Source organism: Pseudomonas sp. C7.1 (assembly GCF_056312395.1).
Window position 1 is genome coordinate 1,420,269 of sequence record NZ_JBWDTL010000003.1, and the last position, 23,275, is coordinate 1,443,543.

Genomic DNA, 23,275 nt, shown 5'->3' on the forward strand with positions numbered 1-23,275 from the left:
GCACCGATGAGGCGCCCGGCGTTTTCCCGACTGCTGCTGCCAGTTGACCTGCCTTTGCTGTTGCAGGCACTGGCCGCGATTGGACATGAGTGCTGGCAAGGGCATTTCAATAGCGCTTACTACAGTGGTGACTGGAGCGGTGTGGCGTTGATTGCGCCGGCTGATGCCTTGACCGAGCTGTCTCCAGGGCGCGGTCAGCCCGTGCTCCGGGCACCCTGGTCAGCAGATGGTCGTTGGCACCAGGCGCTCGGCGACTGGCCTTTGGAAATAGTCTCTGCCCGCTTGCTACGCCTGGGACCTGGAGGGCGTATCCATGAGCACCGTGACTACGACCTGGGCGGGCCGGACGCTGACCTGCGCTTGCACATTCCGCTGCTCAGCCCAGCGGATGTGGATTTCTGGCTGGACGACCAACGCATTCCGATGACAGCAGGCGAGTGCTGGTTTCTCGACTTATCGAGACCTCATCGTGTCGATAATCGAGGCACTCAAGCGCGCATTCACCTGGTTCTCGATTGCCGCCCAGGACCGTGGCTACAACAGCAGATCATCGACGGGCTGGCCAGCACACCAGCAGCTTGTAACGAGCAAAGCGACTTTGTGCGCTTTCAACGCTGCGTAGAAGCTGATCCCCAGCTCACCCAAGCCTTACAGGCCCTCCACGATGTAGAGGCGTTTACTGACTTCGCCCTCAGGTTGGCTGCTGAAAAAGGGCTGCCCTTGACGCGCCAGGCATTACAGGCAGCCATGCGCAACGGCCGCCGGCAATGGAGCGCGCAGTGGAAAGTCTGAACCTAGACGGCTGGCTGCCGATACGCGTGTGGCAAGAGGCTGGGCAGTGGCAGGTTGACTGGTGCTGGTTCGGCGATACGCGATTATCCAAACCCTTCTTCGGTGACGCCGTGGAAGACGCCCTGCGTTTGCCTTTCAACCAGGCGCTGCGTCGCCAGACGCCCTTAAGCGCACTCGGTCAGTGGCAGCAACAAAGCCCAGGGTTGGCGCCCACTGCCTTTATCTTTCATGCCTCCCGTTGCGGCTCGACCTTAATCAGCCAGATGCTTGCGCAACTGGACGAACACATCGTTATTTCCGAACCACCGCCTTTGGATACGCTGCTGCGCAGCGACATGGCGCACGCCGAACAGTGCATGGCGCTCAAGGGACTGATATCGGCTTATGGCCAGCGGCGGCGAGACCTTGAGCAGCATTTGGTAATCAAGCTAGACGCCTGGAGTATTGGTGAATTACCGCTGCTGCGCGCCTGTTTTCCCGCTACGCCCTGGTTATTCGTGTACCGCGATCCATTGGAAATTGCTGTGTCCCACCTGCGTCGTCCCGGCATGCACATGGTGCCGGGGATGATCGGCGCGAGCGTACTGGACGATGGATTACCGTTCAGCAGCCCGGAAGACTTTATCTCTCGACGCCTGGGGAGACTGTTACACAGAGGGCTGGAACACTGCCAGGCATTGGCCGGGGTGGCGGTGAACTACAACGAACTGCCCGATGCCATGGCTGGCAGACTGGCGACGTTTTTCGGGCTCAATGCTGATCAGTGCAAGCACGTGTTTGCGACCGTTGGGCAGCATGCCAAACAGCCGGTTCAGGCGTTTAGCGGCGATGGAGAGGACAAACGCCGGGAGGCTTCGCAATTGCTGCAGGGTCAGGTGACGCATTGGGCGCAGGGGGCCTATGAGGCGCTGGAGTCGTTGCGGTCGGTCGAATAGACGAGCTGGCACCGGCCGGGGTGATTTTTCGCGCACTGACCCCCGCGCTACCGGAGGTGCCGCTGTATTCGATCTATCGTGCCGACGACGAATCACCGGTGCTGAAGCTGTTCCTAGACACGCTGCGTGAGCGTGTCGCCGTTGAACGCGAGTCACGCGCAGTGATGCGCTCAGTAGTGCAGTTTGCTGCTCCAGTCTGGGTAGTGTGCGGGGCGTTTGAGGTGTACGCGGAACTGTTCGGCGTTGGCCGCTGAGCTGCTCCACAGGTACAGGTGCTCTTTCCAGCTGCCGGATGCCCAGTTCTGCAGGTAGTAATCAGACCCACGCACGGTGTCGCGGTCGCGCAGGCGAATGGTGTCACCATTCTTGAGGCAGCCGCTGTTGTTGGGCAGTTCGATGCGCAGCTGGTTGGATGAGTCGCCTGCCTTCATGTAATAGGCGTAGTTACCGCCGCCACCACCCAGCCACCAGTTGAGCCAATAGCCGGGGTGGCGGCGAGACTCGACTTCAATGTAGTCGCCATTGCGAATGCAGAAACTCTCCGGGTGGTACCAGTTGCGCAGGCTGAACAGGCTTTCTGGCTCCAGCCCATTACCGCTGATCTTCACCCAGTCGTTGGCCTTGCTGCTGCCGGCGCGCAGGGTTTTGCCGGTGGTGGTGCTTTGCAGAACCACTTCGCCATAGAGGTTTTGCTGCGGCTTGCTGGCGCGGGTTGGCGTCGTGCTGTCGGCACGGGTAAAGCCGGCCACCGGTGAATGATCGGAGTAATCCTGGAATTGCCAGGTCGCGCCCGCCAGGCTGACTGTCCAGCGTGGCGCCGGGGTATCCAGGGCCTGGTTGTGCCAGAAGGGCAGTTGCCGGTGGTTGCGCGAGACGAAGATGTAATCCAGGTATTCCGGGGCGTGGTTGGGATATTGGTAGTTGGCGATGCCGTTGCGCAGGGTATCAAAGGTGGTGTCGCTGCCGGCATAGCTGTCGGGTGCATTGACCTGCAGGCGGGCGAGCATGTCGTGGTACTCGCTGCTGCCTTTGATTACGTTGAAGTCGCCGCCAATAAACACCAGCTGATCGAGGGCAATGCCTCGGGCACTGATGAAGTTCTGCAGTTCATCGAACTGGCTGGCCCTTACCGCCGCACCTTTGCCATCCGGGCAGCCGGTGTCCGCCGCCTGTGCATGGGTGCCGATGATATGCACGGCCTGGCCATTGCGATTGAGTTTGACGTAGACGAAGCCCTTGTTGGACAGGTAATCCGCCCCGCAGCCTTGGCTATAGACATATTGCACGCGTTGCTCGATTGGCCAGCGGCTGACGATGGCCACGCCGCCATCTTCCGGCGCGGTGTCCGAATAGGCGCCTAGCGTCGCATCCCAGCCCGTGCGGCTACGGCCGAGCACTGGCGTCTGAAACGGGTACTGACTTTTCAAACCATTGAGCAGAATGTTTGATGCTGGGTTGTCGAATAGCTCGTTGAGAATCACCGCATCCTGGCCTTGGATATACGCTGCCTCAGCGATCAACGCCGCGCGCTGTTGCTGGCCCCAGCCGGGTTTTATCGTACTCGGCAGTAGGAACACGTTATGTGCCAGCAGTTTGAACTGCTCATCCGGGTTTGCCTGGGCAAAGGTTGGGGTGGATAGGGCAAGCGTACTGAAACACAGCAGTGGCAACAGGCAGCGATGCATAGGGTGGCCTCCGGGTAGGGGAATGGCCAGTCTTCCCGTCACCGTTAACCGCGAGAATGATCGAAAGGTGGGTGGGCTAGACCAGCGCCAGCGCAGTCTGCTTGGCGAGGGTTACATCGGCATGACGAGGCTGTTACGAATCCGCTGCAGGCTGATCGAGCAGCAGGTCCAGCTTCAGGCGTTTGGGCAGTTTTGCCACCACCAGCTGATGGGAGCGCGTTAGCAGCTCGCGCAGTTCGCCATCGCTTAGCGGGTAGGGTGCGGCCATGCTGATCCAGCGTGCGCGGGCCAGATAAGGCGCAGGGCAGATGCCCGGGCGGTCGCAATAGCCGAGAAACAGGTCGGCATCGACCTTGAAGGCCAGGCCGTCATCGCTACCCAGGTGGAACAGGGCGAACATTTTGTTCTCTGCCACGGAGAACACTCGCACGCCGCCCCATTTGATGTCCTCGCGGGCACCTGGCAGGCTCAGGCAAAAAGCAGCAACGTGTTCGGGTGTCATAGCGGGGTCACTCGCGGTAGAAAACCTGCACCAGATGGTAGCCAAACTGACTTTTCACCGGGCCGTGGACTTCACGCAGCGGCTTTTTGAAGATCACCTGATCGATGGCGCGCACCATCTGTCCTGGGCGCACTTCACCCAGGTCGCCACCTTTCTTGCCGGATGGGCAGGTGGAGTATTTGCGCGCGAGCACGTCAAAGGCCTCGCCTGCGGCAATGCGCTTTTTCAGCGCGGCGGCTTCTGCTTCGGTTTTCACCAGAATATGGCGGGCCATTGCCTTCGGCATGACGGGGTCCTCGGAATTCAATCGGCATATTGTGCCAGCATTTTTAGCCGCTTAGCGCCTGAGCTGTACACGCGCCGATTTTCCCAGGAGCGATGGGTAATCTTGGCCTAACGTAATACATCCAACTCGCGGGAAATCTCGTTATGGACCTCAACGCCATGCTGAAAATCCTGTCCAGCCAGGACGGGTCTGACCTTTATCTTTCCACCGGGGCGCCGCCCTGCGCCAAGTTCAATGGCGTGCTCAAGGCGCTTAGTGCCGAGCCGTTGAAAGCTGGTGAGGTGGCAGCAGTCGCCGACTCGGTGATGGACAGTGCGCAGCGCGAGGAATTTGAACGTGAGCTGGAGATGAACCTGGCCATCTCCATTGCCGGTGTGGGGCGCTTTCGTATCAACATCTTCAAGCAGCGCAATGAGGTGTCGATTGTTGCGCGCAATATCAAGATGGAAATCCCCAAGTTCGAAGACCTCAAGCTGCCGGAAGTGCTGCTCAAGACGGTGATGGAAAAACGCGGCCTGGTGCTGTTTGTCGGTGGCACCGGTTCAGGTAAGTCGACTTCCCTGGCGGCGCTGATCGACTATCGCAACCGCAACAGCGGCGGCCATATCATCACCATCGAAGACCCGGTGGAGTATGTACACAAGCACAAGAAGTCGATCATCAACCAGCGTGAGGTCGGGGTGGATACCCGCAGCTTCCACGCTGCGCTGAAGAACACCCTGCGCCAGGCGCCGGACGTAATCCTGATCGGTGAGATTCGCGATCGTGAAACCATGGAGCACGCCCTGGCCTTTGCTGACACCGGCCACCTGGCGATCTCCACGCTGCACGCCAACAACGCCAACCAGGCGCTGGACCGCATCATCAACTTCTTCCCGGAAGACCGCCGCCCGCAGTTGCTCAATGACCTGGGCAACAACCTCAAAGCGTTTGTCTCCCAGCGCCTGGTCAAAACTATCGACGGCAAGCGCCGCGCGGCGGTGGAAGTGCTGCTGGGTACGCCGACCATCCGCGACCTGATCAAACGTAACGAGTTTTCCGAAATAAAGGAGATCATGGAAAAGTCGAAGAATCTTGGCATGCAGACTTTCGATCAGGCGCTGATCGACCTGGTCAACGATGGTTCAATCGATGAAGACGAAGCGGTGAAAAACGCCGACTCGGCGAACAACGTGCGGCTAAGACTCAAGCTTTATCGCGACAATCCAGCTGCACCGGTACAGGCCGCCGCCGCGTCAGCACCGGCGCCCGTTGCTGCCGAGCCACAGCCGGCAGCGCCTGCTGCTTCGGCAGGTGAGTGGGGGCTGGAGTTGACGCTGGAGGATCTTGAGGAAGACCTGCCACCGGAAGATCCTGGGCGTTCGGGAATCTGAGTGTGATCACTCTATGACTAGTCAGCATGCCGGTTGGGCGAGCACAAGATGGCACATGGCAGGAGTATTTTGATGCGGTCAGCGTTATTGCAGGTAGGCATCTTGAATGGCTTGCGCAGTTCCTTCACGGTACAGCGCTTCAACTGATTGGCGCAGTTCTTCAACGATGATGCTGTCACAGCGTTTGGAGCAGGCCATGTAGAGTTCGACACTCGACATTACAGGGCTCATGCGTAGCACATTCTTGCTGCCGGGCCATTGGTATAAACCCTCGGGGACGCTGGTAAACCAAGCGTCGATGCGACCCAGTTCAAACATGCGCTCTGGGTTTGCTCCCAGCCTGAGAGTGACGATTTGTTCGTTAGTAAACCCTTGGCTTTTAAGGATTTCCGCATGCGCAGTGCCATGCCCAACGGCCACACGTTGATAACGGGCACGGGCTTCGGAAAAATTTGCCACGGGAGCATCCAAACTGAAAAAAGCGCGCTCCATTACCATGATCGGCGCAATCCAGGTGTAAAGGCTTTCCCGCTCAGGTGATCGCGGCATGGGGATGATCAGCATGTTTTCCCCTCTGCTGACACGCTGCTGGGCTCTGGGCCAGGGGGTTAGGTGCAGATGACTCAAATAACCTGCCCTGGATATGGCTGATAACGCGACATCCCCGACCATGCCATATCCCCCCTGAAAACTGATAAAGGTCAGGGGCGGGGTATCCGGCATATGCAGCTCAAGTATTTCCTTTGCCGAAGCACCCCGAAACAGGGGTAAGAGCGAGATGGCAAGCACAAGCCAACGTAGAACCACAGCATCACTCCAACGGGGAACAGTTGGAGTATATGCACGGTTTTAATGACATGTTTGCAGTTGTTGCGGTTCAAACCAGCAGTTCTGCCAGGTCGCGGTAAAGCTCCAACGCCTCTGGGTTGGCCAGGGCGTCAGTGTTTTTCACCGGTTTGCCGTGTACCACATTGCGTACCGCCAGCTCGACTATCTTGCCGCTGATGGTGCGCGGGATATCCGCCACGGCAATGATCTTGGCTGGCACATGGCGCGGCGTGGTGTTGGCGCGGATCACCTGACGAATCTGCGCTTGCAGCGCATCGGTTAACGCGACGCCATCGCGCAGGCGCACAAATAGCACTACGCGCACGTCATCTTCCCACTCCTGGCCGATGGCGATGGACTCCAGCACAGCTTCAACCTTTTCCACCTGGCGGTAGATTTCGGCGGTGCCGATGCGCACGCCGCCGGGGTTGAGTACCGCGTCAGAGCGGCCGTGAATCACCAGACCGCCGTGTTCGCTGATCTCGGCATAGTCGCCATGGGCCCAGATGCCGGGGAAGGTGTCGAAGTAGGCTGCTTGAAACTTGCTGCCATCGGTGTCCTTCCAAAAACTCACCGGCATCGACGGAAAATGCTGCGCGCAGACCAGTTCGCCTTTCTCGCCTGTTACCGGTTTGCCTGCGTCATTCCACACCTGCACATCCATCCCTAAGCCCTTGCACTGCAACTCGCCGCGACATACCGGCAGCACCGGGTTGCCAAGGGCGAAGCAGGAGACGATATCGGTGCCACCGGAGATCGACGAGAGGCACAGATCGGCTTTGATTTCGCGGTAAACGTACTCGAAGCTCTCGTGGGACAGCGGTGAGCCGGTGGACAGAATGGCTTTCAAGTATGCAAGTTTGTGCGTGCTGCTCGGCCTGGCTCCAGCCTTCTCCAGGGCGGCCAGGTATTTGGCGCTGGTGCCGAAGATGCTGATGTTTTCGGCGTCGATCAGGTCGATCAGGCGCTCGGCACCGGGGTGGAAGGGCGAGCCGTCGAACAGCACCAGGGTGGCGCCCAGGGCCAGGCCGGAGGCCAGCCAATTCCACATCATCCAGCCGCAGGTGCTGTAGTAGAACAAACAGTCTTCAGCCGTCAGATCGGTGTGCAGGCCGAGTTCCTTGACGTGCTGCAGCAAGGTACCGCCGGTGCCATGCACGATGCATTTGGGCACGCCGGTGGTGCCGCTGGAATAGAGGATATACAGCGGGTGGTCGAACGGCACCTGGGTGAATTCAGGCTCGCCGCCGGTCTGGTAGAAGTCCTGCCACAGCGCGACCTTGGCCGCCGAGTGGAAGTCAGCGGCTTTGGCCTGGGCATTGGAGTAGGGCACCACAATCAGCTGCTCAAGGGAGGGCAGGCGCTCAAGGATTTCATTGAGTTTGACTGTCAGGTCGAGGTTCTTGCCTGCGTAGCGGTAGCCGGCGGCGGCGATCAGCACCTTGGGTTCGATCTGGCCGAAACGGTCGATCACGCCCTGGGTGCCGAAGTCTGGCGAGCAGCTCGACCAGGTCGCGCCCAAGCTGCTGGCGGCGAGCATACCGACCAGGGTTTGCCAGGTGTTAGGCATAAAGGCCGCGACCCGATCACCGCTGCCGACGCCAGCAGCGCGCAGGCTTTGTTGCAAACCAGCAACATGGGCGGCCAGCTGGGCGTAGCTCAGCTCTTCGCGGCTGCCGTCTTCACCAATAGCGATCAGGGCAGGGTGATTATCACGGCGGCGCAGCAGGTGTTCGGCAAAATTTAGCGTTGCGCCGGGAAACCATTGGGCGCTGGGCATGGCGCTGCCTTCGTGTAACACGGCTTCGGGCTGCGCGCTAAAGCGCACATCGAAGAACTCGACAATCGCCTGCCAGAACGCCTCGCGCTGTTCCACGCTCCAGGTGTGCAGGGCTGGATAGTCGGCCAGTTGCAGGCTGTGGCGCTGATTGACGAAGCGGCGGAAGGCGTCCATCCGCGTCGTCGCGATACGTTCCTTGGAGGGTGTCCACAAGGGCTGTTGCATCGTGCTTCCTCAAGTTCTTGTTATGCCGGCGCGATTAGCATCGGCTTATACCTGCAAGCCTACTGGCTGGCGGATGACTTGCGTCGAGCTGCGCGGGACTGATCCTGATTGGCAGTCACTGCGGCTGTAGCCGCTGCGCACCGCTCTAAGGCAAGCGGCAGCGAGCCTGACGGCGGCGCTTTACAGGGCGTAAATAAAACCGTACAGCTGGCGTAACACGCCAATCAGGCACTGGCCAGCCTGGCCCGCGCCACGCGAGAGCCGTTGGATTTATCCAGTACCGTGCAAATACGCTGGCCGGCGGCGATCAACCGATCCATATCTATACCGGTTTCGATGCCCAATCTCTCCAGCAGATACAGCACATCTTCTGTCGCGACATTACCGGTGGCGCCTTTGGCATAAGGGCAGCCGCCCAGGCCCGCCACCGAGCTGTCGAAGACGCTGATGCCTTCCAAGAGGCTTGCATAGATATTAGCCAGGGCCTGGCCGTAGGTGTCGTGGAAGTGTCCGGCCAGTTTGTTGCGCGGTACCTTACTGCCGACTACTTCGATCAAACGCCGGGTTTCTCCTGCAGTACCGACACCGATGGTGTCACCGAGGGAGATCTCGTAGCAGCCCATGTTGTAAAGCTCGCGAGCTACCTCCGCCACTCGGGCGGTGGCGATGGTGCCCTCGTAAGGGCAGCCGAGTACACATGACACGTAGCCGCGCACGCGGATGCCCTGTCGCTTGGCGGCGTCCATTAGCGGCACAAAGCGCTCAAGGCTCTCGCTGATCGAGCAGTTGATGTTCTTCTGTGAAAAGGATTCGCTTGCTGCGGCAAATACCGCAACTTCCTTGACGCCTGCTTCTAACGCGCCTTCAAAACCTTTCAGGTTGGGCGTCAGCGCTGCGTAGACGGTGCCTGGCAGTTGTTGGATCTGCGCAAATACCTCGGCACTTCCGGCCATCTGTGGCACCCACTTGGGTGAGACAAAGCTGCCCACCTCGATATAGCCCAGGCCTGCGGCAGACAGGTCATCGACCAGGCGCACTTTGTCGGCCACGCTGATCGGCTGTTTCTCATTCTGCAAACCGTCGCGCGGGCCAACTTCGACCAGGCGGACTTGTTTGGGTAGGTTCATATGTGTTCCTTGGTTGTTCGGTCTGGCGATGAAACCTTGTGCTTAGCCGCATGGGTATCGCTGCGCTCAACCAATCCTACGGTTATGCAACTTTTTTGTAGGATGGGTTGAGCCGCGCGATACCCATCAAAGTTGTAGGGTGGATGTCGCTTTATACATCCACCATGGCCTTTCGCTGAGAATGCCTTGGTGGACATAAAAAGCGATGTCCACCCTACGCGCTGGTCTCGTCCAACTCCACCAGCATAGCCCCTTCGCTGACCATCTCGCCTTCGTTGCAATACAGCGCCTTGACGATGCCGGCATGGGGCGCGCGGATGCTGTGCTCCATCTTCATCGCCTCCAGCACCACCAGGGCGGTGCCGGCTTCGACCTGCTGCCCGGTCTCGACCAGCACCCGCACGATACTGCCGTTCATGGGCGCGGTGAGGCCGCCGTGATGCTGATGGCTGGCTTCGACTTCGGCAATCGGGTCGAAGCGGGTGACCGCGTGTAGCTCACCGGCATAGTGCAGATACAGGGTGTCTCCCTGGCGAATGGCACGCAGGCGATGCTCTACCTCTGTAGGAGCGAGCTTGCTCGCGATCACGGTATCGCGAGCAAGCTCGCTCCTACAGATCAACCATTCGTCGTTCAGGCGCGCGCTATTGTTGGGCCGTACTTTGCGCTCGCTGCCATTGCAGCTTAGGTGCAGGTCGGTTTCCGCCGGCAGCCCCAGACGCAGGCCGTTATTGGTTGACCAGGGCGAGTGATAGTCGTCGTGGCGCTGCAGCGGCGCTTCGCTCTGCACAAAGGCCTCGGCAGCCAGTTGCCAGAACTCGGTTGGTAGCTCGCTTACTGGCGGCAGCAACTGCGCTTCATGTCGCGGAATAAAACCGGTATCCAGCTCGGCATTGGCAAAGGCCGAATGGGCCAGCACGCGGGTAAGGAAGGCCAGGTTGGTCTTGACCCCGCCGACGCAGGTTTCCTTAAGCATGGCCAGCAGGCGCAGGCGCGCCTCTTCGCGGTTCTCGCCCCAGGCGATCAGTTTGCCGAGCATGGGGTCATAGAAGGGTGAAACTTCATCGCCTTCACTCACGCCACTGTCGACCCTGCGGCCTGGGCCTGCATTGGCCTCGCGGTACAGCGCCAGGGTGCCGGTGGCGGGGAGAAAGTCGTTGTCCGGGTCTTCTGCGTATAGCCGTACTTCGATGGCATGGCCAAGCAACGGTACCTGATCCTGGCTGATCGGCAGCGCTTCGCCACGGGCCACGCGAATCTGCCAGGCGACCAGGTCGAGGCCGGTGATCAGCTCGGTGACTGGGTGTTCGACCTGCAGGCGAGTGTTCATCTCCATAAAGAAGAAGTCGCCGCGCTCATCCAGCAAAAACTCCACGGTGCCGGCACCGACATAGCCGATGGCTTGCGCGGCCTTGACCGCAGCTTCGCCCATGGCGCGGCGCAGTTCAGGCGACAGACCCGGAGCCGGTGCTTCTTCGACGACCTTCTGGTGGCGACGCTGGATCGAGCAGTCGCGCTCGTTGAGGTACAGGCAATTACCGTGCTGGTCGGCAAATACCTGGATTTCCACATGGCGTGGTTTGAGGACGTATTTTTCCACCAGCATGCGCGAGTCGCCGAACGATGACTGCGCCTCGCGCTGGGCGCTGGCCAGTGCCTCGGCCAGTTCGCTTTCACGCTCGACCACCTTCATGCCTTTGCCGCCACCGCCGGCTGCAGCCTTGAGCAGCACCGGGTAGCCGATTGCGTTCGAGGCAGCGCAGAAGGTTTCTACATCCTGCGCTTCGCCGTGATAACCCGGCACCAGCGGTACGCCAGCGGCGTCCATCAGCGCCTTGGCGGCGGATTTGCTACCCATGGCGTCGATGGCCGAGGCGGGCGGGCCGAGAAACAGCAAGCCAGCAGCTTCGATGGCGCGGGCAAAACCGGCGTTTTCCGAGAGAAAACCGTAACCGGGATGGATGGCCTGGGCGCCAGTGGCTTTGGCTGCAGCGATGATCTTGTCGATCAACAGATAGCTGTCTGCTGGCTTGGCGCCACCGAGGTTGAACGCCAGATCGGCCTCGCGCACATGGCGGGCGCTGGCGTCGATGGCGCTGTGTACCGCCACGGTCTGGATGCCCATGGACTTGGCCGTGCGCATCACGCGGCAGGCGATTTCACCACGGTTGGCCACCAGCAGGGTGTCGATAGGTTTGAGGCTCATGCTTGTGACTCCTGCCAAGCGGGTTGACGTTTGTCCAGAAAGGCGCGCAGACCTTCCTGGCCTTCGGGGCTGACGCGGATACGGGCGATGGCGTTTTCCGTGTAACGGCGCAGCGCCGGGGTCAGTACGCCGCTGCCGACTTCGCGTAGCAGGTCCTTGCTGGCTTGCATGGCCAGGGGGCTGTTCAACAGCAGACTACTGATCCAGTTTTCTACCTGGGTATCCAGTTCAGCAGACGGATAGCACTCGGCAAACAGCCCAAGTTCCTGCGCCCGCTCGCCGCTAAAGCGCTCAGCCGTCAGGGCATAGCGCCTCGCAGCCCGCTCGCCAATCGCCTGCACAACAAAGGGGCTGATCACCGCAGGCGCCAAACCGATGCGTACTTCGGACAGACACAGCTGGGCATCATTGGCACCGATGGCCATATCGCAGCAGCTGATCAGCCCCAGGGCACCGCCAAAAGCTGCGCCTTGCACCACGGCCAGGGTCGGGATTTTCAGCTGATAGAGGTTGTGCATCAGCTCGGCCAGCTCACGGGAGTCGGCGAGGTTGGCGTTGTAATCCAGGGTTGCGGCGTGCTGCATCCAAGCCAGATCCGCGCCGGCGGAGAAGTGCTTGCCACGGCCGCGCAGCAGCAGAAAACGCAGGGTTTTGTCGGCCATCACCGCATCGAGGGCGAGGATCAGCTCGCGAATCATCTCGGCGTTAAAGGCGTTGTGCTTGTCCGCGCGGTTAAGCCAGAGCGTGGCAAAGTCGCGTGGGTCTTTCTCAAGCTCGATGGTGTTGAAAGTTGTCATCAATCTGTCCTCATGTAGGGTGGAAGACGCTCTTTTCTTCCACCTTGGATCACCCAACTGGTGGATGGGTGAAGCGTCATCCACCCTACGGTCACATGCGGAATACGCCGAACTGAGTCGGCTCAATCGGTGCATTCAAGCTGGCAGAAAGCGCCAAACCCAGTACGTCACGGGTTTGTGCCGGGTCGATAACACCGTCGTCCCACAGCCGGGCGCTGGAATAGTAAGGGTGGCCCTGACGCTCGTACTGTTCGAGGATTGGCTGCTTGAGTGCGGCTTCATCCTCGGCGGAGAAGCTTTGCCCGGCGCGAGCGGCCTGTTCATGCTTGACCTGCACCAGCACGCCGGCGGCCTGTTCGGCGCCCATCACGCCGATGCGCGCATTTGGCCACATCCACAGAAAACGCGGGTCGTAGGCGCGGCCGCACATGCCGTAGTTACCGGCGCCGAAGCTGCCGCCGATGATCACGGTAAATTTCGGCACCTTGGCGCAGGCCACGGCGTTGACCAGCTTGGCGCCGTGCTTGGCGATGCCGCCGGCTTCGTACTTCTGGCCGACCATAAAGCCGGTGATGTTCTGCAGAAACAGCAGGGGAATGCCGCGCTGACAGGCCAGCTCGATAAAGTGCGCGCCTTTCTGCGCGGACTCGGCAAACAAAATGCCGTTATTGGCGAGAATCGCCACCGGATAGCCGTGGATATGTGCAAAGCCGCACACCAGGGTGGCGCCAAACAGCGCCTTGAATTCATCGAACACGCTGCCATCGACGGTGCGGGCGATCACTTCACGCACATCGAAGGGTTGCTTGGCGTCCGCCGGAATTACCCCGTACAGCTCTTCACTGCTGTACAGCGGGTTGATCGGTGTACGGTTATTCAACACGCCGAGTTTGCGCCAGTTAAGGTTGCTGATGCAGCGGCGGGCCAGGGCCAGGGCATGTTCGTCGTTGTCGGCGTAGTGGTCGGCTACGCCGCTGGTTTTGCAGTGCACATCGGCACCGCCCAGGTCTTCGGCGCTGACCACTTCACCGGTGGCGGCTTTTACCAGCGGCGGGCCGGCGAGGAAGATGGTGGCCTGGTTGCGCACCATGATCGCCTCATCGGCCATGGCCGGCACATAAGCCCCGCCAGCAGTACAGGAACCCATAACCACGGCGATCTGCGGGATGCCCATGGCCGACATATTGGCCTGGTTGAAGAAGATCCGCCCGAAGTGCTCGCGATCCGGAAACACTTCATCCTGACGCGGCAGGTTGGCACCGCCGGAATCCACCAGGTAGATGCACGGCAGGCGGTTCTGCTGGGCGATGGTCTGCGCGCGCAGGTGTTTTTTCACCGTCAGCGGGTAGTAGCTGCCGCCTTTTACCGTGGCGTCGTTGGCCACGATCATGCACTCCACGCCCTCGACCCGGCCGATACCGGCCACCACGCCGGCTGCCGGCACCTCTTCGCCATACACCTCATAGGCGGCCAACTGACCGATCTCCAGAAACGGCGAGCCGATATCCAGCAAGCGGTTGATCCGTTCACGCGGCAGCAGCTTGCCGCGCGAGGTGTGACGTTCCTGAGCCTTGGCTCCGCCGCCTTCATGAACGCGGGCGAGCAGGGTGCGCAGGTCGTTTACCTGGGCGAGCATCGCCACGCTATTGGCGGCGAACTCCGGCGAACGGGTGTTGATCTGGGTATGCAGGATGGCCATCTGGCGCACTCCGTCGAATTGTATGCGTGTTGTAGGAGCCAGCTTGCTGGCGATGCGTAATTCCGGATCGCCAGCAAGCTGGCGCCTACAGATAAATCACCACCGCAGTGGCTACTTTGTTTCGTTAAACAGCTCGCGGCCTATCAGCATGCGGCGGATCTCGCTGGTGCCGGCGCCGATCTCGTAGAGCTTGGCGTCACGTAGCAAACGGCCGGTGGGGTATTCGTTGATATAACCGTTGCCGCCGAGAATCTGGATCGCATCCAGGGCCATCTGGGTGGCGCGCTCGGCGCTGTAGAGGATCACCCCGGCGGCGTCCTTGCGGGTGGTTTCGCCACGGTCACAGGCCTGGGCCACGGCGTACAGGTAGGCGCGGCTGGCGTTGAGCTGGGTGTACATATCGGCGACCTTGCCCTGGATCAGCTGGAATTCGCCAATACTCTGGCCGAACTGCTTGCGGTCGTGGATATAGGGCACGATCACGTCCATGCAGGCCTGCATGATCCCGGTCGGGCCGCCGGAGAGCACCACGCGCTCATAATCCAGGCCGCTCATCAGCACCCGCACGCCGCCGTTAAGCTGGCCCAGTACGTTTTCTTCCGGCACCTCGACGTTGTCGAAGAACAGCTCGCAGGTGTTGGAGCCGCGCATGCCGAGCTTGTCGAACTTGCTGCCACGGCTAAAACCCGTCCAGTCGCGCTCGACGATAAAGGCGCTGATGCCATGCGCGCCTTTTTCCAGGTCGGTTTTGGCGTAGATCACGTAGGTGTTGGCGTCTGGGCCATTGGTGATCCAGGTTTTGCTGCCGTTAAGCACGTAGCGGTCGCCTTGTTTGTCGGCGCGCAGCTTCATGGAAACCACGTCGGAACCGGCGTTGGGCTCGCTCATGGCCAGGGCACCGACGTGCTCGCCGCTGACCAGCTTGGGCAGGTACTTGGCCTTCTGCGCAGGCGTGCCGTTGCGCTTGATCTGGTTGACGCAGAGGTTGGAGTGCGCGCCGTAGGAGAGGGCGACCGAGGCGGAGGCGCGGCTGATCTCTTCCATAGCGATCACGTGGGCCAGGTAACCGAGGCCGGAGCCGCCGTACTCTTCCTCGACGGTGATACCGAGCAGGCCCATATCGCCGAACTTCTTCCACATATCTGCCGGGAACTGGTTTTCGCTGTCGATGGCGGCGGCACGGGGGGCCAGTTCGCTGGCAACGAAGGCCTGGGTCTGTTCGCGCAGCATGTCGATGGTTTCGCCGAGGGCGAAGTTGAGGGACGGATAGCTCATGGTTTCACCTTGATTGTCGTTATCTGGTTCGGCATTTAGTACAGAGTGTTAGGTTGCCGACCTTTACGTTAACGTAAAGGTTGCCGTGTGAGCTGTCAACGCCTGTGTTTAAGTTGAAGTTCGAACGCTCGCCTCAGAGCAAGCACAAAGTCGATATACCCGTCGCTTGAAGGGCAAGCGGCCAGGGCCTGGCCACGTAAATAGTGAATTGCCAGCGGGGTGTCCCCTGCATTTCTGGGGCGCGGGGTTCTAGCAGGCCGTTGAAAAATGTAGTGTGGGGAGGTTATAGGTTTGGCATAGGGGGGGCGCTGCCGGATGATGGCGGGGGAAGCCGGATTAAGGCGGAGGGCCAGACGCGGCGCGGGTTGGGGCGGTTGGCCGGTCGCGCTGGCAGTGCCAAAGGCCTGCATGAATAAAACAGGCCGTTTTCAAGGGGTAAGGCCGGATTTCGCAAAGTCTTTGGCACCGCACTAACTCCTAGCAACTCAGATCAGCCAGCCCCCTGCCCAGACCGCACGGCCGACGATGTGCAGCTCGGCCAGGCGATCCTTGGGCACCACGATCTCTCGATACTCCTTGTTGTGGCTAATGATGCGTACCGAGCCATCGAAGTCGCGCTGTAAGCGCTTGGCGTACAGGTGCTCATCAAGCATCACTACATAAACACCCTCACCCTCAAGGGTGTTGCGGCTTTGGTCGATCATGACCGTGTCGCCGTCATCCAGCAGCCCGGTCATTGAGTCGCCATCAACGCGCAGGCACGCCAGGTCAGCGGGCGTCAGGCCCTTCTTACGCAGGCTGTAGCGCGTGAATGACAGCTGCACCAGGACACGGGTGCGCTCGTTCCATGCGCCGCTGCCTGCGCTACAGCGAGCATCGTAGAGAGGGACGTAAGCATAGGCGCCGTCTTCGATGACCATTGCCGGGCGCTCGTCAATCCCGAATCCAAGCCACACAACCGAAACGCCTGCCGCTGCCGCTATCTGCTCAAGCCTGTCTAGGGTCGGATAGGTGTCGCCACTCAGATAACTGCGTATAGCCCCTTCTGATAGCGCGCACTTACGCGCAAATGCGCGTGCTCCAACAGCGCCGATCACCTCTTTTAGCCGCTCACGAAAGCATTCGATTTCACTGGTAGGAATCGAATGTTCTTGGCCTGATGCATTCGATTCGTTCAATTCCCCGTAAGTCATTGATTTACATAGCCCTATTCATATTTCCGAGCGTGCCACTCGTAAAAATGAATCGAATACGCGCTTATTCGATTTACATGCACTTTTATCCGCGCTATGTTTATGCCGTAGGTAACGTTAAACACCCCAAAAAACCACCCTGCCAGGTGGTTGCAATGGACGCCAAGCATGAACACAGCCGATATCCCACTTGATCCCACCCTGCGTTGGGAATGGATCAAGTACCAGCTCCGCACCAACGGTACGTCACTGGCCAAACTCGCCCGAAAACTGCGCGTTTCAGGCCCTGCCGTAAAGAACGTGAAACGTACCGCCTACCCGCGCATGGAGCGGGCCATTGCCGAAGCTCTTGCCCTTGATGTGGAGAAGCTCTGGCCGGAACGCTGGAATGCCGATGGCACCCCGAACCGTATGCGCCCAAAGCGCCCAGAAACTATGCCAGCGCGTATGCAAAAGCATAACCCAGCTTGTGCCCTTGGGCACCGTAAAACCGGCACGGAGGCCTAGACATGCGTCACGGAAAAGACGACCGCACCTTGGACATCTTCGCTGTTCCCCAGCCTGTGCTGGCTATACCTGGCCACGGCAACTACGCCGCCCAGGTCAGCGAGTATGTAGGCGAGCTGCTGAAAGCCACCGATCTGGATCGTTACGAGATCGCCGCCCGGATGTCGCGCCTGTCCGGCGATGACGTGAGCAAGAACATGCTGGACGCCTGGGCCAGCCCGGCCCGCGCCGACCATAACCTTCCTTTCTATAGAGCGGCGCTGCTGGAAGAGGTGTGCGCGAGCCATCTGCTGACCAACTGGCAGGTCAATCAACGGGGCGGTCGGGTGGCCTACGGCCGCGAAGCACTGGATGCCGAACTGGGTCGACTGGAGCGCGTTGCTTCGGATGCCAGCCGCAAGGCGCGCGAGCTGAAAAAGATCTTGGGAGATAACCATGCGTAAGTGGTTCACCGCCCCGGAGTTGGCTGGGCTGCCGGGCATGCCGGGCACACCTCAAAACGTGGCAGTAAAGGCAAAGAGGGATGGCTGGGAAGGCCAGCGCCGCCTTGGTTCCAAGGCCGTCGAGTACTCCTTCGCCGTGTTGCCAGCCGAGACCCAAGCCGGCCTGTTGGCGCGCCTGGTTGGCGATGCCGAACCACAGGCAGAGCAAGCCCCTATAGAAGTTAAAGAAGTCGTATTGCGTGATGACATATCAGCGTCACGCCTTACCGATGATCAACGTAACGTGATGACGGCCCGACTGGCATTTGTGCGTGAAATCGAGCGGATGAGCCAGGTGGTCAGCCAGCAACGGGCGATCATGACCCTGATTGGCCTGGCGCGTGATGGCCAACTCAGCACATACCTATCTGATCGCGTTGAGCGCGCCAATGACCGTAAGACGGCTGACCGCTCATTGAGCGAGCGCACGCTCAAGCGCTGGTTGGCTGACTACCGCAAGCATGGCGAAACAGGCCTGGCCCCGGTGCGCCGCAAAGTAGACACGGGTATTCCCGCGTGGGCAGTGGACTTCCTGCGCTGCTACCAGCGGCCGACCAAGCCTGCCGCAGAGCGCGCCTATACCGAGTTCTGCGCCAAGTGCCAGGGCGACAAGCCGAGCATTCATCAGGTGCGCCGCTTTCTGGCCAAGATGAGCCCGGAAGTCCGCGAGCGCGGACGCTACAGCCCCCAGGAATTGAAGGCATTCAAGCCGTTCCGTCGCCGCACGACCAAGAACCTATTGCCGGGTGATGTGTACACGGCTGACGGACACAAGTTTGATTCCGAGGTGATCAACCCGCGTACCGGTAAACCGTTCCGCCCGGAGGTCACGACCACGATGGACGTGGCAACACGGCGTGTCCTAGGTGTATCGGTCGGTGAGTCAGAGAACAGCATCGACGTGATGCACTCCCTGCGCGATGCCATCGAGCGCGGCGGCATGTTTGCCCTGTTCTACGTCGATAACGGCAGCGGCTTCGCCAATGACGCGGTGCGCGAGGTGGTTGATCGCCTAGGTGGCGAAATGGTGCATGCGCTGCCCTATAACAGCCAGGCACGCGGCCTGATCGAACGTTCCCACCAGACAATTTGGGTGGCTGCTGCCAAGAAGCTGATCAGCTACATCGGTGCCGATATGGACAGGCACGCTGGCCACAAGGTGCACAAGATCAGCCGCCAGCAACTACGCGACCACGGCACCACTCACCTGATCCCGACCATGACTGAGTTCATGGATGTCGCCTCGGTCGAGATCGAGGACTACAACAACCGGCCGCACCGTGGCTTGGAAAAGATGCGCGACCTGCAGACCGGTCGCATGCGGCACATGAGCCCTAACGAGGCCTGGGAAGCGGCACGCGGTACTGGCTGGGAGCCAATGCTGGCCCCCGCAGAGCTGGTGTGTGACCTGATGCGCCCGCAGGTGGTGCGTCGCACTGTGCGTGGCGAGATTGAATGGGACGGCAACCGCTACTTCCTGAACGAATTGCGCAGCCTGCACGGCGAAGACGTACGCATTGCCTATGACGTGCATGACGCAACCCGTATCTGGGTGCGCACGCTGGCTGGTGAGCTGATCGGCCAAGCGCTGGTCGACGGCAATGCCGACGATTACCTGCCAATGAACCGCATCCAGAAGGCCCGCGAAAAGTTGGCCAAGGGCCAGATCAAGCGCGGTATCGACAAGATTGAGAAGGCTACAGGCCAACGGCTGGAACTGGTGCCCAAGGCGATTGCGCCGAGCAGCAACTTGCTACTGGCCCAGTTGGAGGAAGCCGAGCAGTACACCGCCCTGCATATGGCCGAGCAAGAAGACGCCTTCCAAATTCCCGGCGATGACATGGCCCGCTACTGGTTCTGGCAAGACCTCGACCGTCGCCAGGCTAGCGGTGGCGAGCTGACCGAAGCCGAAGCCAAGTGGCACGAGAGTTACCCGCGCCAGCAGGGCTTCAAATCTATCCAAAGCGTTTTTGACTTCGCGGACGAACAGGCCCGCGCTTGACCAAGGGAGCTACAACAATGAGTGTTTCTAAAATCGTACCTTTGACCAATGTGGGCCTGCTGGCCAGCGCCATCGAGCGCGCCATGTTGCGTCCGCAGGGCTTGCCAGGCTTGATCGTGATGTATGCGGCCAGCGGCCTTGGTAAGTCGGTGGCTGCCACCTGGGCGGCGAACCAACACCGCGCATACTACGTTGAGTGCCGCGACACCTGGACAAAAAAGGCCTTTCTGCTGGCCATCCTGCGCGACATGGGCATCCTGCCAGGGCGCACCCTGAGCGAGATGGTTGACCAGATCGCCGAGCAACTCAGCCGCAGCGGTCGCCCGCTGATTGTTGATGACGTGCAGTACCTGCTGGACAAGGCCGCCGCCAACGTCCTGACCGACCTCTATAACGCCAGCCAGGGCACCATCGTGCTGATCGGTGAAGAGCGCGTGCCCGCCAGCCTGGCCAAGCTGGAGCGTTTGCATAACCGCGTGCTGGAGTGGGTACCAGCCCAACCTGCCACGACAGTGGATGTGCAACAACTGGCCCGCGTTAGTTACCCGAAAGTGAGCATGGCTGACGATTTGTTGGCCGACCTGCACCGCGAGGTCAAAGGCTGCCTGCGCCGCGTGGCGGTCAACCTGTACCGCGTCCACAGCGAAGCCCAGGCGCTGGGTCTGAACAGCATGGACTTGGCCACCTGGGCTAAGCGTGGCTGGTACAACGGTCAGCCGCCACGGAGGGGGGGGGTAATGGCGACAGGACGCAAGCCCGCTGACCTGCAAATGCTGGGCGGCAAAAGCAACCGCCAGCGCATTTGGGAAGCCCTGCGCGAGCGCCGTGACGGTGCCAGCGTGTACGGCCTAGCCAGAGCAGCAAAGGTTGAAGACGACACCGTCCTGACCTTCCTACGCTGCCTGATTGCCGGCGGGTACGTGCTGAAAAACGGCAAGACCTACGCGGCGGCTACCTACACCTTGCAAAAGGACGTAGGGGCAGAAGCGCCAAAGCTCAACCGCGACGGCACGCTCAACACGCAAGGCCAAGGTGTTGAGGCCATGTGGCGCAGCCTACGCATCCTGCGTGAAGTGGACGCCCGCGACCTGGTGCAGAGCACCCTTGCCTGCGGCGAGGCCGTGAGCCTGAACACAGCCAGGTCTTACCTACAGTGGCTGCATAAAGCCGATTACCTGGTGCTGGTTGTGGTCGGTAAACCGGGTACTCCCGCCACCATGGCGCGCTATCGCCTGGCCCATGGTGCCGACACCGGCCCGCGCCCGCCGATGATCCAGCGCGTTGGTCAGGTGTTCGATCCCAACCTGGGTGAGGTGGTTTATCGCCAGCCAGCCGAGGTGGACGAATGAACGCCGCCCGCCTTGAAGCCTGGGGCGAACAACCCCCGCTGTTTGTGCAACTGCTGGGTGCCGAAGTGGCCCGCAGCAACATGACCAAAACCGGCCAGCGCATCGGTATGAGCCGCACCGCTGTAAGTCTGGTGCTGGCCAATCGTTACCCATCACCCAGCACGGCCGGCGTAGAGCGCCGTGTGATGGACGTGCTTGGCCGCTTGGAATGTGTGGCCCTGGGCGAGGTTGTCACCAGCTCGCAGTGCCAAAGCTACCGCGAAAAAGCAGCGCCAACCCACAACCCCAGCGCGATGCAGCACTGGCGCGCCTGCCAGTTCTGCGCAAACAACCCCACCTGCACCGCCCAGGAGAACGCCCATGCACGCATCCACTGAACGGCCGTTGAAAGTGCTTACCCCGCAACTGGCTGACCGCCTACGCGTGTTCAACAGCGCCAGCCGCACCTTGCAGGCCATGGGTATTCGCCTGCACCGCATTGACCCGGTGGCGAACCTGCTGGTTGTAGGCCCAGAAGACGGCCAGCGGCTGGTGCGTGACCGCCTGACCGAGGGCTATCAGCGTCACCCATCGGCAGGTAGCACCCGTTTCACCGTGATGTTCCAGGGCGTGTCCCTGGAGTGGCGCGAACCCATTAGCTACCGCGACAACCTGAACACCGCCGCCCCGGCTGCCATCGACCTGACTTTCCACTGAGGACAACAGAATGAACGCACAACAAAGCACCCCGGCCGGCTACCGGAAAAACGCCCAGGGCCACCTGATTCCTGAAAGCCTGATCAAGCCAATCGACATCGAGCGCGACCGCCTGGTGCAGCACCTGGTTGACCGTGCCAGCGAGCTAAACGGCGAGCTGGCCGACTACAAGGCGGAGGCCTTTGGCGACATCGAGGCTTTTGTAGAAATGAGCGCCGAGCAGTACGGCGCGAAGGTCGGCGGCAAGAAAGGCAATGTCACCCTGTTTAGCTTTGACGGCCGCTACAAAATCCAGCGTGCGGTGCAGGAGCGCATTGCCTTTGATGAGCGCCTGCAAGCCGCGCGCGCCCTGATCGACGAATGCTTCCAGGAGTGGACGCAGAACGCGCGACCCGAAGTAATCGCCCTGGTGAACGATGCCTTTCGTGCGGACACCAACGGTGAAATCCGCACCGCCCGGGTGCTGGCCTTGCGCCGATTTGCCATCAGTGACGAACGCTGGCAGCGCGCCATGACTGCCATCGGCGAAGCCTGCCAGGTGATTGGCTCCAAGTCCTATATCCGCCTCTATGAGCGGGTGGGTGATACCGACCAGTACCGCCCGATCAGCCTTGATATTGCGGGGGTGTGAGATGAGCTTGGAATACATCCGCACCAACTACCACGTCGCGGCCAAAAAAGGCGGCCGGGTCAATGCCTACGGCAAGCCTGGAACGATTACCGGCGCCAGCGGCTCGCACTTGCTGATCAAGCTGGACGGTGAGAAGCACAGCAACCCGTACCACCCACGTGATGGTATCGAATACCTGGATCAAGCCGTCGAGCCTAAGCCCAGTACCGCCAAAGTCATCGCCTATTGCTTCGCCTCCGGGCACATCCAGTTCGGCTCGTCTGTGCCCGATGGAGCCATCGGAATCGCCACGGGCACAGACCAAAAGGTCCGCGACACCATCGAGGTCACGGCGCGCTTATCTCGTCACGACAACGAAACGCTGTTCGTGCCTGGTGTCCCTGAGGCAGCGAGTCAGCGTGAAGGGATGACCGCTCTTGCTCGCTACATCCAGTACCTGGGCGAACGCAATGGGCCGGGTTTCCGGGCGCTGGGGGCTTGAATGCAGCGCTACAACGAAACTCACAACGATCCACTGCCGCAGCGTTCCGCGCATCTGGAAAACGAGGCACTGCGCATTGAACAGGCAACCCAGGCGTTTCTGGCCAATGGCGGAAAGATCGAGCAGATCGGCTACCACATGAGCGATGCCCCAGCGGTATTCGTCATCAACGCCGAGAAAACGCCGGTCTATGCCCATCTGTTCCAGCCAGTGGCCGAGCCGGTGCTGCAACCGGAACCGCAGCCTGAACCAGCACCAGATACGGCCAGCGACCTAGAAACCAAGCAGGCCGCGCAGATCATGGCGCGCGCCGCCCTGGGCGAACCGCCGAAGTGGATCGCCAAGCAGCTGCACATGACCGAAAAGGCCGTGCGCCAGCGCGCTCGCGATTATCACATCAGCTTCAAACACCAACGCTAGGAGG

The 23,275-nt window shown here is 60.5% G+C and carries 23 protein-coding genes; 12 read left to right on the plus strand and 11 right to left on the minus strand.

Features of this window, described 5'->3' with window-relative positions:
- Positions 1-6: 6 nt before the first annotated feature.
- Positions 7-792 carry an aspartyl/asparaginyl beta-hydroxylase domain-containing protein gene (locus AC0T4W_RS09975; RefSeq protein WP_476318845.1) on the plus strand — a complete coding sequence of 262 codons (786 nt, stop codon included), beginning with the start codon at positions 7-9 and terminating at the stop codon, positions 790-792.
- Entirely contained in the window at positions 780-1,727 is a 948-nt protein-coding gene (locus AC0T4W_RS09980) for a sulfotransferase family protein (RefSeq protein WP_476318846.1), read from the plus strand. Before AC0T4W_RS09975 ends, AC0T4W_RS09980 begins: the two co-directional genes overlap by 13 nt.
- A 170-nt stretch (positions 1,728-1,897) precedes the next feature.
- Here the strand turns inward: AC0T4W_RS09980 and sph are convergent, their stop codons facing one another.
- The 3 genes from sph to AC0T4W_RS09995 all read right to left on the minus strand — a co-directional run bounded on the left by sph (position 1,898) and on the right by AC0T4W_RS09995 (position 4,200).
- Positions 1,898-3,412, minus strand: coding sequence for a sphingomyelin phosphodiesterase (gene sph / locus AC0T4W_RS09985; protein WP_476318847.1), 1,515 nt, complete (start codon positions 3,410-3,412; stop codon positions 1,898-1,900).
- A gap of 133 nt (positions 3,413-3,545) precedes the next feature.
- A complete protein-coding gene (locus AC0T4W_RS09990; RefSeq protein ID WP_476318848.1) occupies positions 3,546-3,914 on the minus strand; it encodes an MmcQ/YjbR family DNA-binding protein in 369 nt (122 codons plus the stop codon).
- A gap of 7 nt (positions 3,915-3,921) precedes the next feature.
- Complete coding sequence (locus tag AC0T4W_RS09995) at positions 3,922-4,200, minus strand: peptidylprolyl isomerase (protein ID WP_476318849.1); 279 nt, start codon at positions 4,198-4,200, stop codon at positions 3,922-3,924.
- Between the two features lie 143 nt (positions 4,201-4,343).
- Between AC0T4W_RS09995 and AC0T4W_RS10000 the strand changes: the two genes are divergently transcribed.
- The gene (locus tag AC0T4W_RS10000; protein ID WP_476318850.1) at positions 4,344-5,573 is read left to right on the plus strand and encodes a PilT/PilU family type 4a pilus ATPase; all 1,230 of its coding nucleotides are present in this window, start codon (positions 4,344-4,346) and stop codon (positions 5,571-5,573) included.
- Between the two features lie 84 nt (positions 5,574-5,657).
- On the opposite strand, the gene AC0T4W_RS10005 is transcribed toward AC0T4W_RS10000, so the two are convergent.
- The 8 genes from AC0T4W_RS10005 to AC0T4W_RS10040 form a co-directional block, all read right to left on the minus strand.
- Positions 5,658-6,137, minus strand: coding sequence for a substrate-binding periplasmic protein (locus AC0T4W_RS10005; protein WP_476318851.1), 480 nt, complete (start codon positions 6,135-6,137; stop codon positions 5,658-5,660).
- 313 nt (positions 6,138-6,450) lie between these two features.
- Positions 6,451-8,406: an acetoacetate--CoA ligase gene (locus AC0T4W_RS10010; RefSeq protein WP_476318852.1), complete on the minus strand. Its 1,956-nt coding sequence runs from the start codon at positions 8,404-8,406 to the stop codon at positions 6,451-6,453.
- 224 nt (positions 8,407-8,630) lie between these two features.
- Entirely contained in the window at positions 8,631-9,533 is a 903-nt protein-coding gene (locus AC0T4W_RS10015) for a hydroxymethylglutaryl-CoA lyase (RefSeq protein WP_476318853.1), read from the minus strand.
- A gap of 214 nt (positions 9,534-9,747) precedes the next feature.
- Complete coding sequence (locus AC0T4W_RS10020) at positions 9,748-11,739, minus strand: acetyl/propionyl/methylcrotonyl-CoA carboxylase subunit alpha (protein ID WP_476318854.1); 1,992 nt, start codon at positions 11,737-11,739, stop codon at positions 9,748-9,750.
- On the minus strand, positions 11,736-12,536 hold the full coding sequence (locus AC0T4W_RS10025) for a gamma-carboxygeranoyl-CoA hydratase (RefSeq protein WP_476318855.1): 801 nt from the start codon (positions 12,534-12,536) through the stop codon (positions 11,736-11,738). Before AC0T4W_RS10025 ends, AC0T4W_RS10020 begins: the two co-directional genes overlap by 4 nt.
- Before the next feature lie 91 nt (positions 12,537-12,627).
- Positions 12,628-14,235 (minus strand): carboxyl transferase domain-containing protein, encoded by a 1,608-nt coding sequence (locus tag AC0T4W_RS10030; RefSeq protein ID WP_476318856.1) that lies wholly within the window; start codon positions 14,233-14,235, stop codon positions 12,628-12,630.
- A gap of 111 nt (positions 14,236-14,346) precedes the next feature.
- Positions 14,347-15,510: an isovaleryl-CoA dehydrogenase gene (locus AC0T4W_RS10035; protein ID WP_476318857.1), complete on the minus strand. Its 1,164-nt coding sequence runs from the start codon at positions 15,508-15,510 to the stop codon at positions 14,347-14,349.
- A 485-nt stretch (positions 15,511-15,995) separates the two neighbouring features.
- Complete coding sequence (locus AC0T4W_RS10040; protein ID WP_476318858.1) at positions 15,996-16,430, minus strand: S24 family peptidase; 435 nt, start codon at positions 16,428-16,430, stop codon at positions 15,996-15,998.
- 441 nt (positions 16,431-16,871) lie between these two features.
- Between AC0T4W_RS10040 and AC0T4W_RS10045 the strand changes: the two genes are divergently transcribed.
- Genes AC0T4W_RS10045 through AC0T4W_RS10085 form a run of 9 tightly spaced genes read left to right on the plus strand, consistent with a single transcriptional unit; the run spans position 16,872 to position 23,271 of the window.
- On the plus strand, positions 16,872-17,210 hold the full coding sequence (locus AC0T4W_RS10045; RefSeq protein ID WP_476318859.1) for a helix-turn-helix domain-containing protein: 339 nt from the start codon (positions 16,872-16,874) through the stop codon (positions 17,208-17,210).
- Positions 17,211-17,212: 2 nt separating this feature from the next.
- Positions 17,213-17,653: a hypothetical protein gene (locus AC0T4W_RS10050; protein WP_476318860.1), complete on the plus strand. Its 441-nt coding sequence runs from the start codon at positions 17,213-17,215 to the stop codon at positions 17,651-17,653.
- A complete protein-coding gene (locus tag AC0T4W_RS10055) occupies positions 17,646-19,694 on the plus strand; it encodes a DNA-binding protein (protein WP_476318861.1) in 2,049 nt (682 codons plus the stop codon). The genes AC0T4W_RS10050 and AC0T4W_RS10055 overlap by 8 nt, the downstream gene beginning before the upstream one ends.
- 17 nt (positions 19,695-19,711) lie before the next feature.
- Positions 19,712-21,043, plus strand: coding sequence for an AAA family ATPase (locus tag AC0T4W_RS10060; RefSeq protein ID WP_476318862.1), 1,332 nt, complete (start codon positions 19,712-19,714; stop codon positions 21,041-21,043).
- Positions 21,040-21,420: a hypothetical protein gene (locus AC0T4W_RS10065; protein ID WP_476318863.1), complete on the plus strand. Its 381-nt coding sequence runs from the start codon at positions 21,040-21,042 to the stop codon at positions 21,418-21,420. Before AC0T4W_RS10060 ends, AC0T4W_RS10065 begins: the two co-directional genes overlap by 4 nt.
- Positions 21,404-21,739, plus strand: a complete 336-nt coding sequence (locus AC0T4W_RS10070; RefSeq protein WP_476318864.1) for a hypothetical protein — start codon at positions 21,404-21,406, stop codon at positions 21,737-21,739. Before AC0T4W_RS10065 ends, AC0T4W_RS10070 begins: the two co-directional genes overlap by 17 nt.
- A 10-nt stretch (positions 21,740-21,749) precedes the next feature.
- A complete protein-coding gene (locus AC0T4W_RS10075) occupies positions 21,750-22,370 on the plus strand; it encodes a DUF3164 family protein (RefSeq protein ID WP_476318865.1) in 621 nt (206 codons plus the stop codon).
- A gap of 1 nt (position 22,371) precedes the next feature.
- On the plus strand, positions 22,372-22,851 hold the full coding sequence (locus AC0T4W_RS10080; protein WP_476316005.1) for a hypothetical protein: 480 nt from the start codon (positions 22,372-22,374) through the stop codon (positions 22,849-22,851).
- On the plus strand, positions 22,852-23,271 hold the full coding sequence (locus AC0T4W_RS10085; protein WP_476318866.1) for a hypothetical protein: 420 nt from the start codon (positions 22,852-22,854) through the stop codon (positions 23,269-23,271).
- Positions 23,272-23,275 lie beyond the last annotated feature (4 nt).

Bases quoted from the DNA above. Each gene is read 5' to 3' on its own strand.
- AC0T4W_RS09975 (WP_476318845.1), top strand. From the start codon at position 7: ATGAGGCGCCCGGCGTTTTCCCGACTGCTGCTGCCAGTTGACCTGCCT.
- sph (WP_476318847.1), bottom strand. From the start codon at position 3,412: ATGCATCGCTGCCTGTTGCCACTGCTGTGTTTCAGTACGCTTGCCCTA.
- AC0T4W_RS09990 (WP_476318848.1), bottom strand. From the start codon at position 3,914: ATGACACCCGAACACGTTGCTGCTTTTTGCCTGAGCCTGCCAGGTGCC.
- AC0T4W_RS09995 (WP_476318849.1), bottom strand. From the start codon at position 4,200: ATGCCGAAGGCAATGGCCCGCCATATTCTGGTGAAAACCGAAGCAGAA.
- AC0T4W_RS10000 (WP_476318850.1), top strand. From the start codon at position 4,344: ATGGACCTCAACGCCATGCTGAAAATCCTGTCCAGCCAGGACGGGTCT.
- AC0T4W_RS10005 (WP_476318851.1), bottom strand. From the start codon at position 6,137: ATGCTGATCATCCCCATGCCGCGATCACCTGAGCGGGAAAGCCTTTAC.
- AC0T4W_RS10010 (WP_476318852.1), bottom strand. From the start codon at position 8,406: ATGCAACAGCCCTTGTGGACACCCTCCAAGGAACGTATCGCGACGACG.
- AC0T4W_RS10015 (WP_476318853.1), bottom strand. From the start codon at position 9,533: ATGAACCTACCCAAACAAGTCCGCCTGGTCGAAGTTGGCCCGCGCGAC.
- AC0T4W_RS10020 (WP_476318854.1), bottom strand. From the start codon at position 11,739: ATGAGCCTCAAACCTATCGACACCCTGCTGGTGGCCAACCGTGGTGAA.
- AC0T4W_RS10025 (WP_476318855.1), bottom strand. From the start codon at position 12,536: ATGACAACTTTCAACACCATCGAGCTTGAGAAAGACCCACGCGACTTT.
- AC0T4W_RS10030 (WP_476318856.1), bottom strand. From the start codon at position 14,235: ATGGCCATCCTGCATACCCAGATCAACACCCGTTCGCCGGAGTTCGCC.
- AC0T4W_RS10035 (WP_476318857.1), bottom strand. From the start codon at position 15,510: ATGAGCTATCCGTCCCTCAACTTCGCCCTCGGCGAAACCATCGACATG.
- AC0T4W_RS10040 (WP_476318858.1), bottom strand. From the start codon at position 16,430: ATGGTCATCGAAGACGGCGCCTATGCTTACGTCCCTCTCTACGATGCT.
- AC0T4W_RS10045 (WP_476318859.1), top strand. From the start codon at position 16,872: ATGAACACAGCCGATATCCCACTTGATCCCACCCTGCGTTGGGAATGG.
- AC0T4W_RS10050 (WP_476318860.1), top strand. From the start codon at position 17,213: ATGCGTCACGGAAAAGACGACCGCACCTTGGACATCTTCGCTGTTCCC.
- AC0T4W_RS10055 (WP_476318861.1), top strand. From the start codon at position 17,646: ATGCGTAAGTGGTTCACCGCCCCGGAGTTGGCTGGGCTGCCGGGCATG.
- AC0T4W_RS10060 (WP_476318862.1), top strand. From the start codon at position 19,712: ATGAGTGTTTCTAAAATCGTACCTTTGACCAATGTGGGCCTGCTGGCC.
- AC0T4W_RS10065 (WP_476318863.1), top strand. From the start codon at position 21,040: ATGAACGCCGCCCGCCTTGAAGCCTGGGGCGAACAACCCCCGCTGTTT.
- AC0T4W_RS10070 (WP_476318864.1), top strand. From the start codon at position 21,404: ATGCACGCATCCACTGAACGGCCGTTGAAAGTGCTTACCCCGCAACTG.
- AC0T4W_RS10075 (WP_476318865.1), top strand. From the start codon at position 21,750: ATGAACGCACAACAAAGCACCCCGGCCGGCTACCGGAAAAACGCCCAG.
- AC0T4W_RS10080 (WP_476316005.1), top strand. From the start codon at position 22,372: ATGAGCTTGGAATACATCCGCACCAACTACCACGTCGCGGCCAAAAAA.
- AC0T4W_RS10085 (WP_476318866.1), top strand. From the start codon at position 22,852: ATGCAGCGCTACAACGAAACTCACAACGATCCACTGCCGCAGCGTTCC.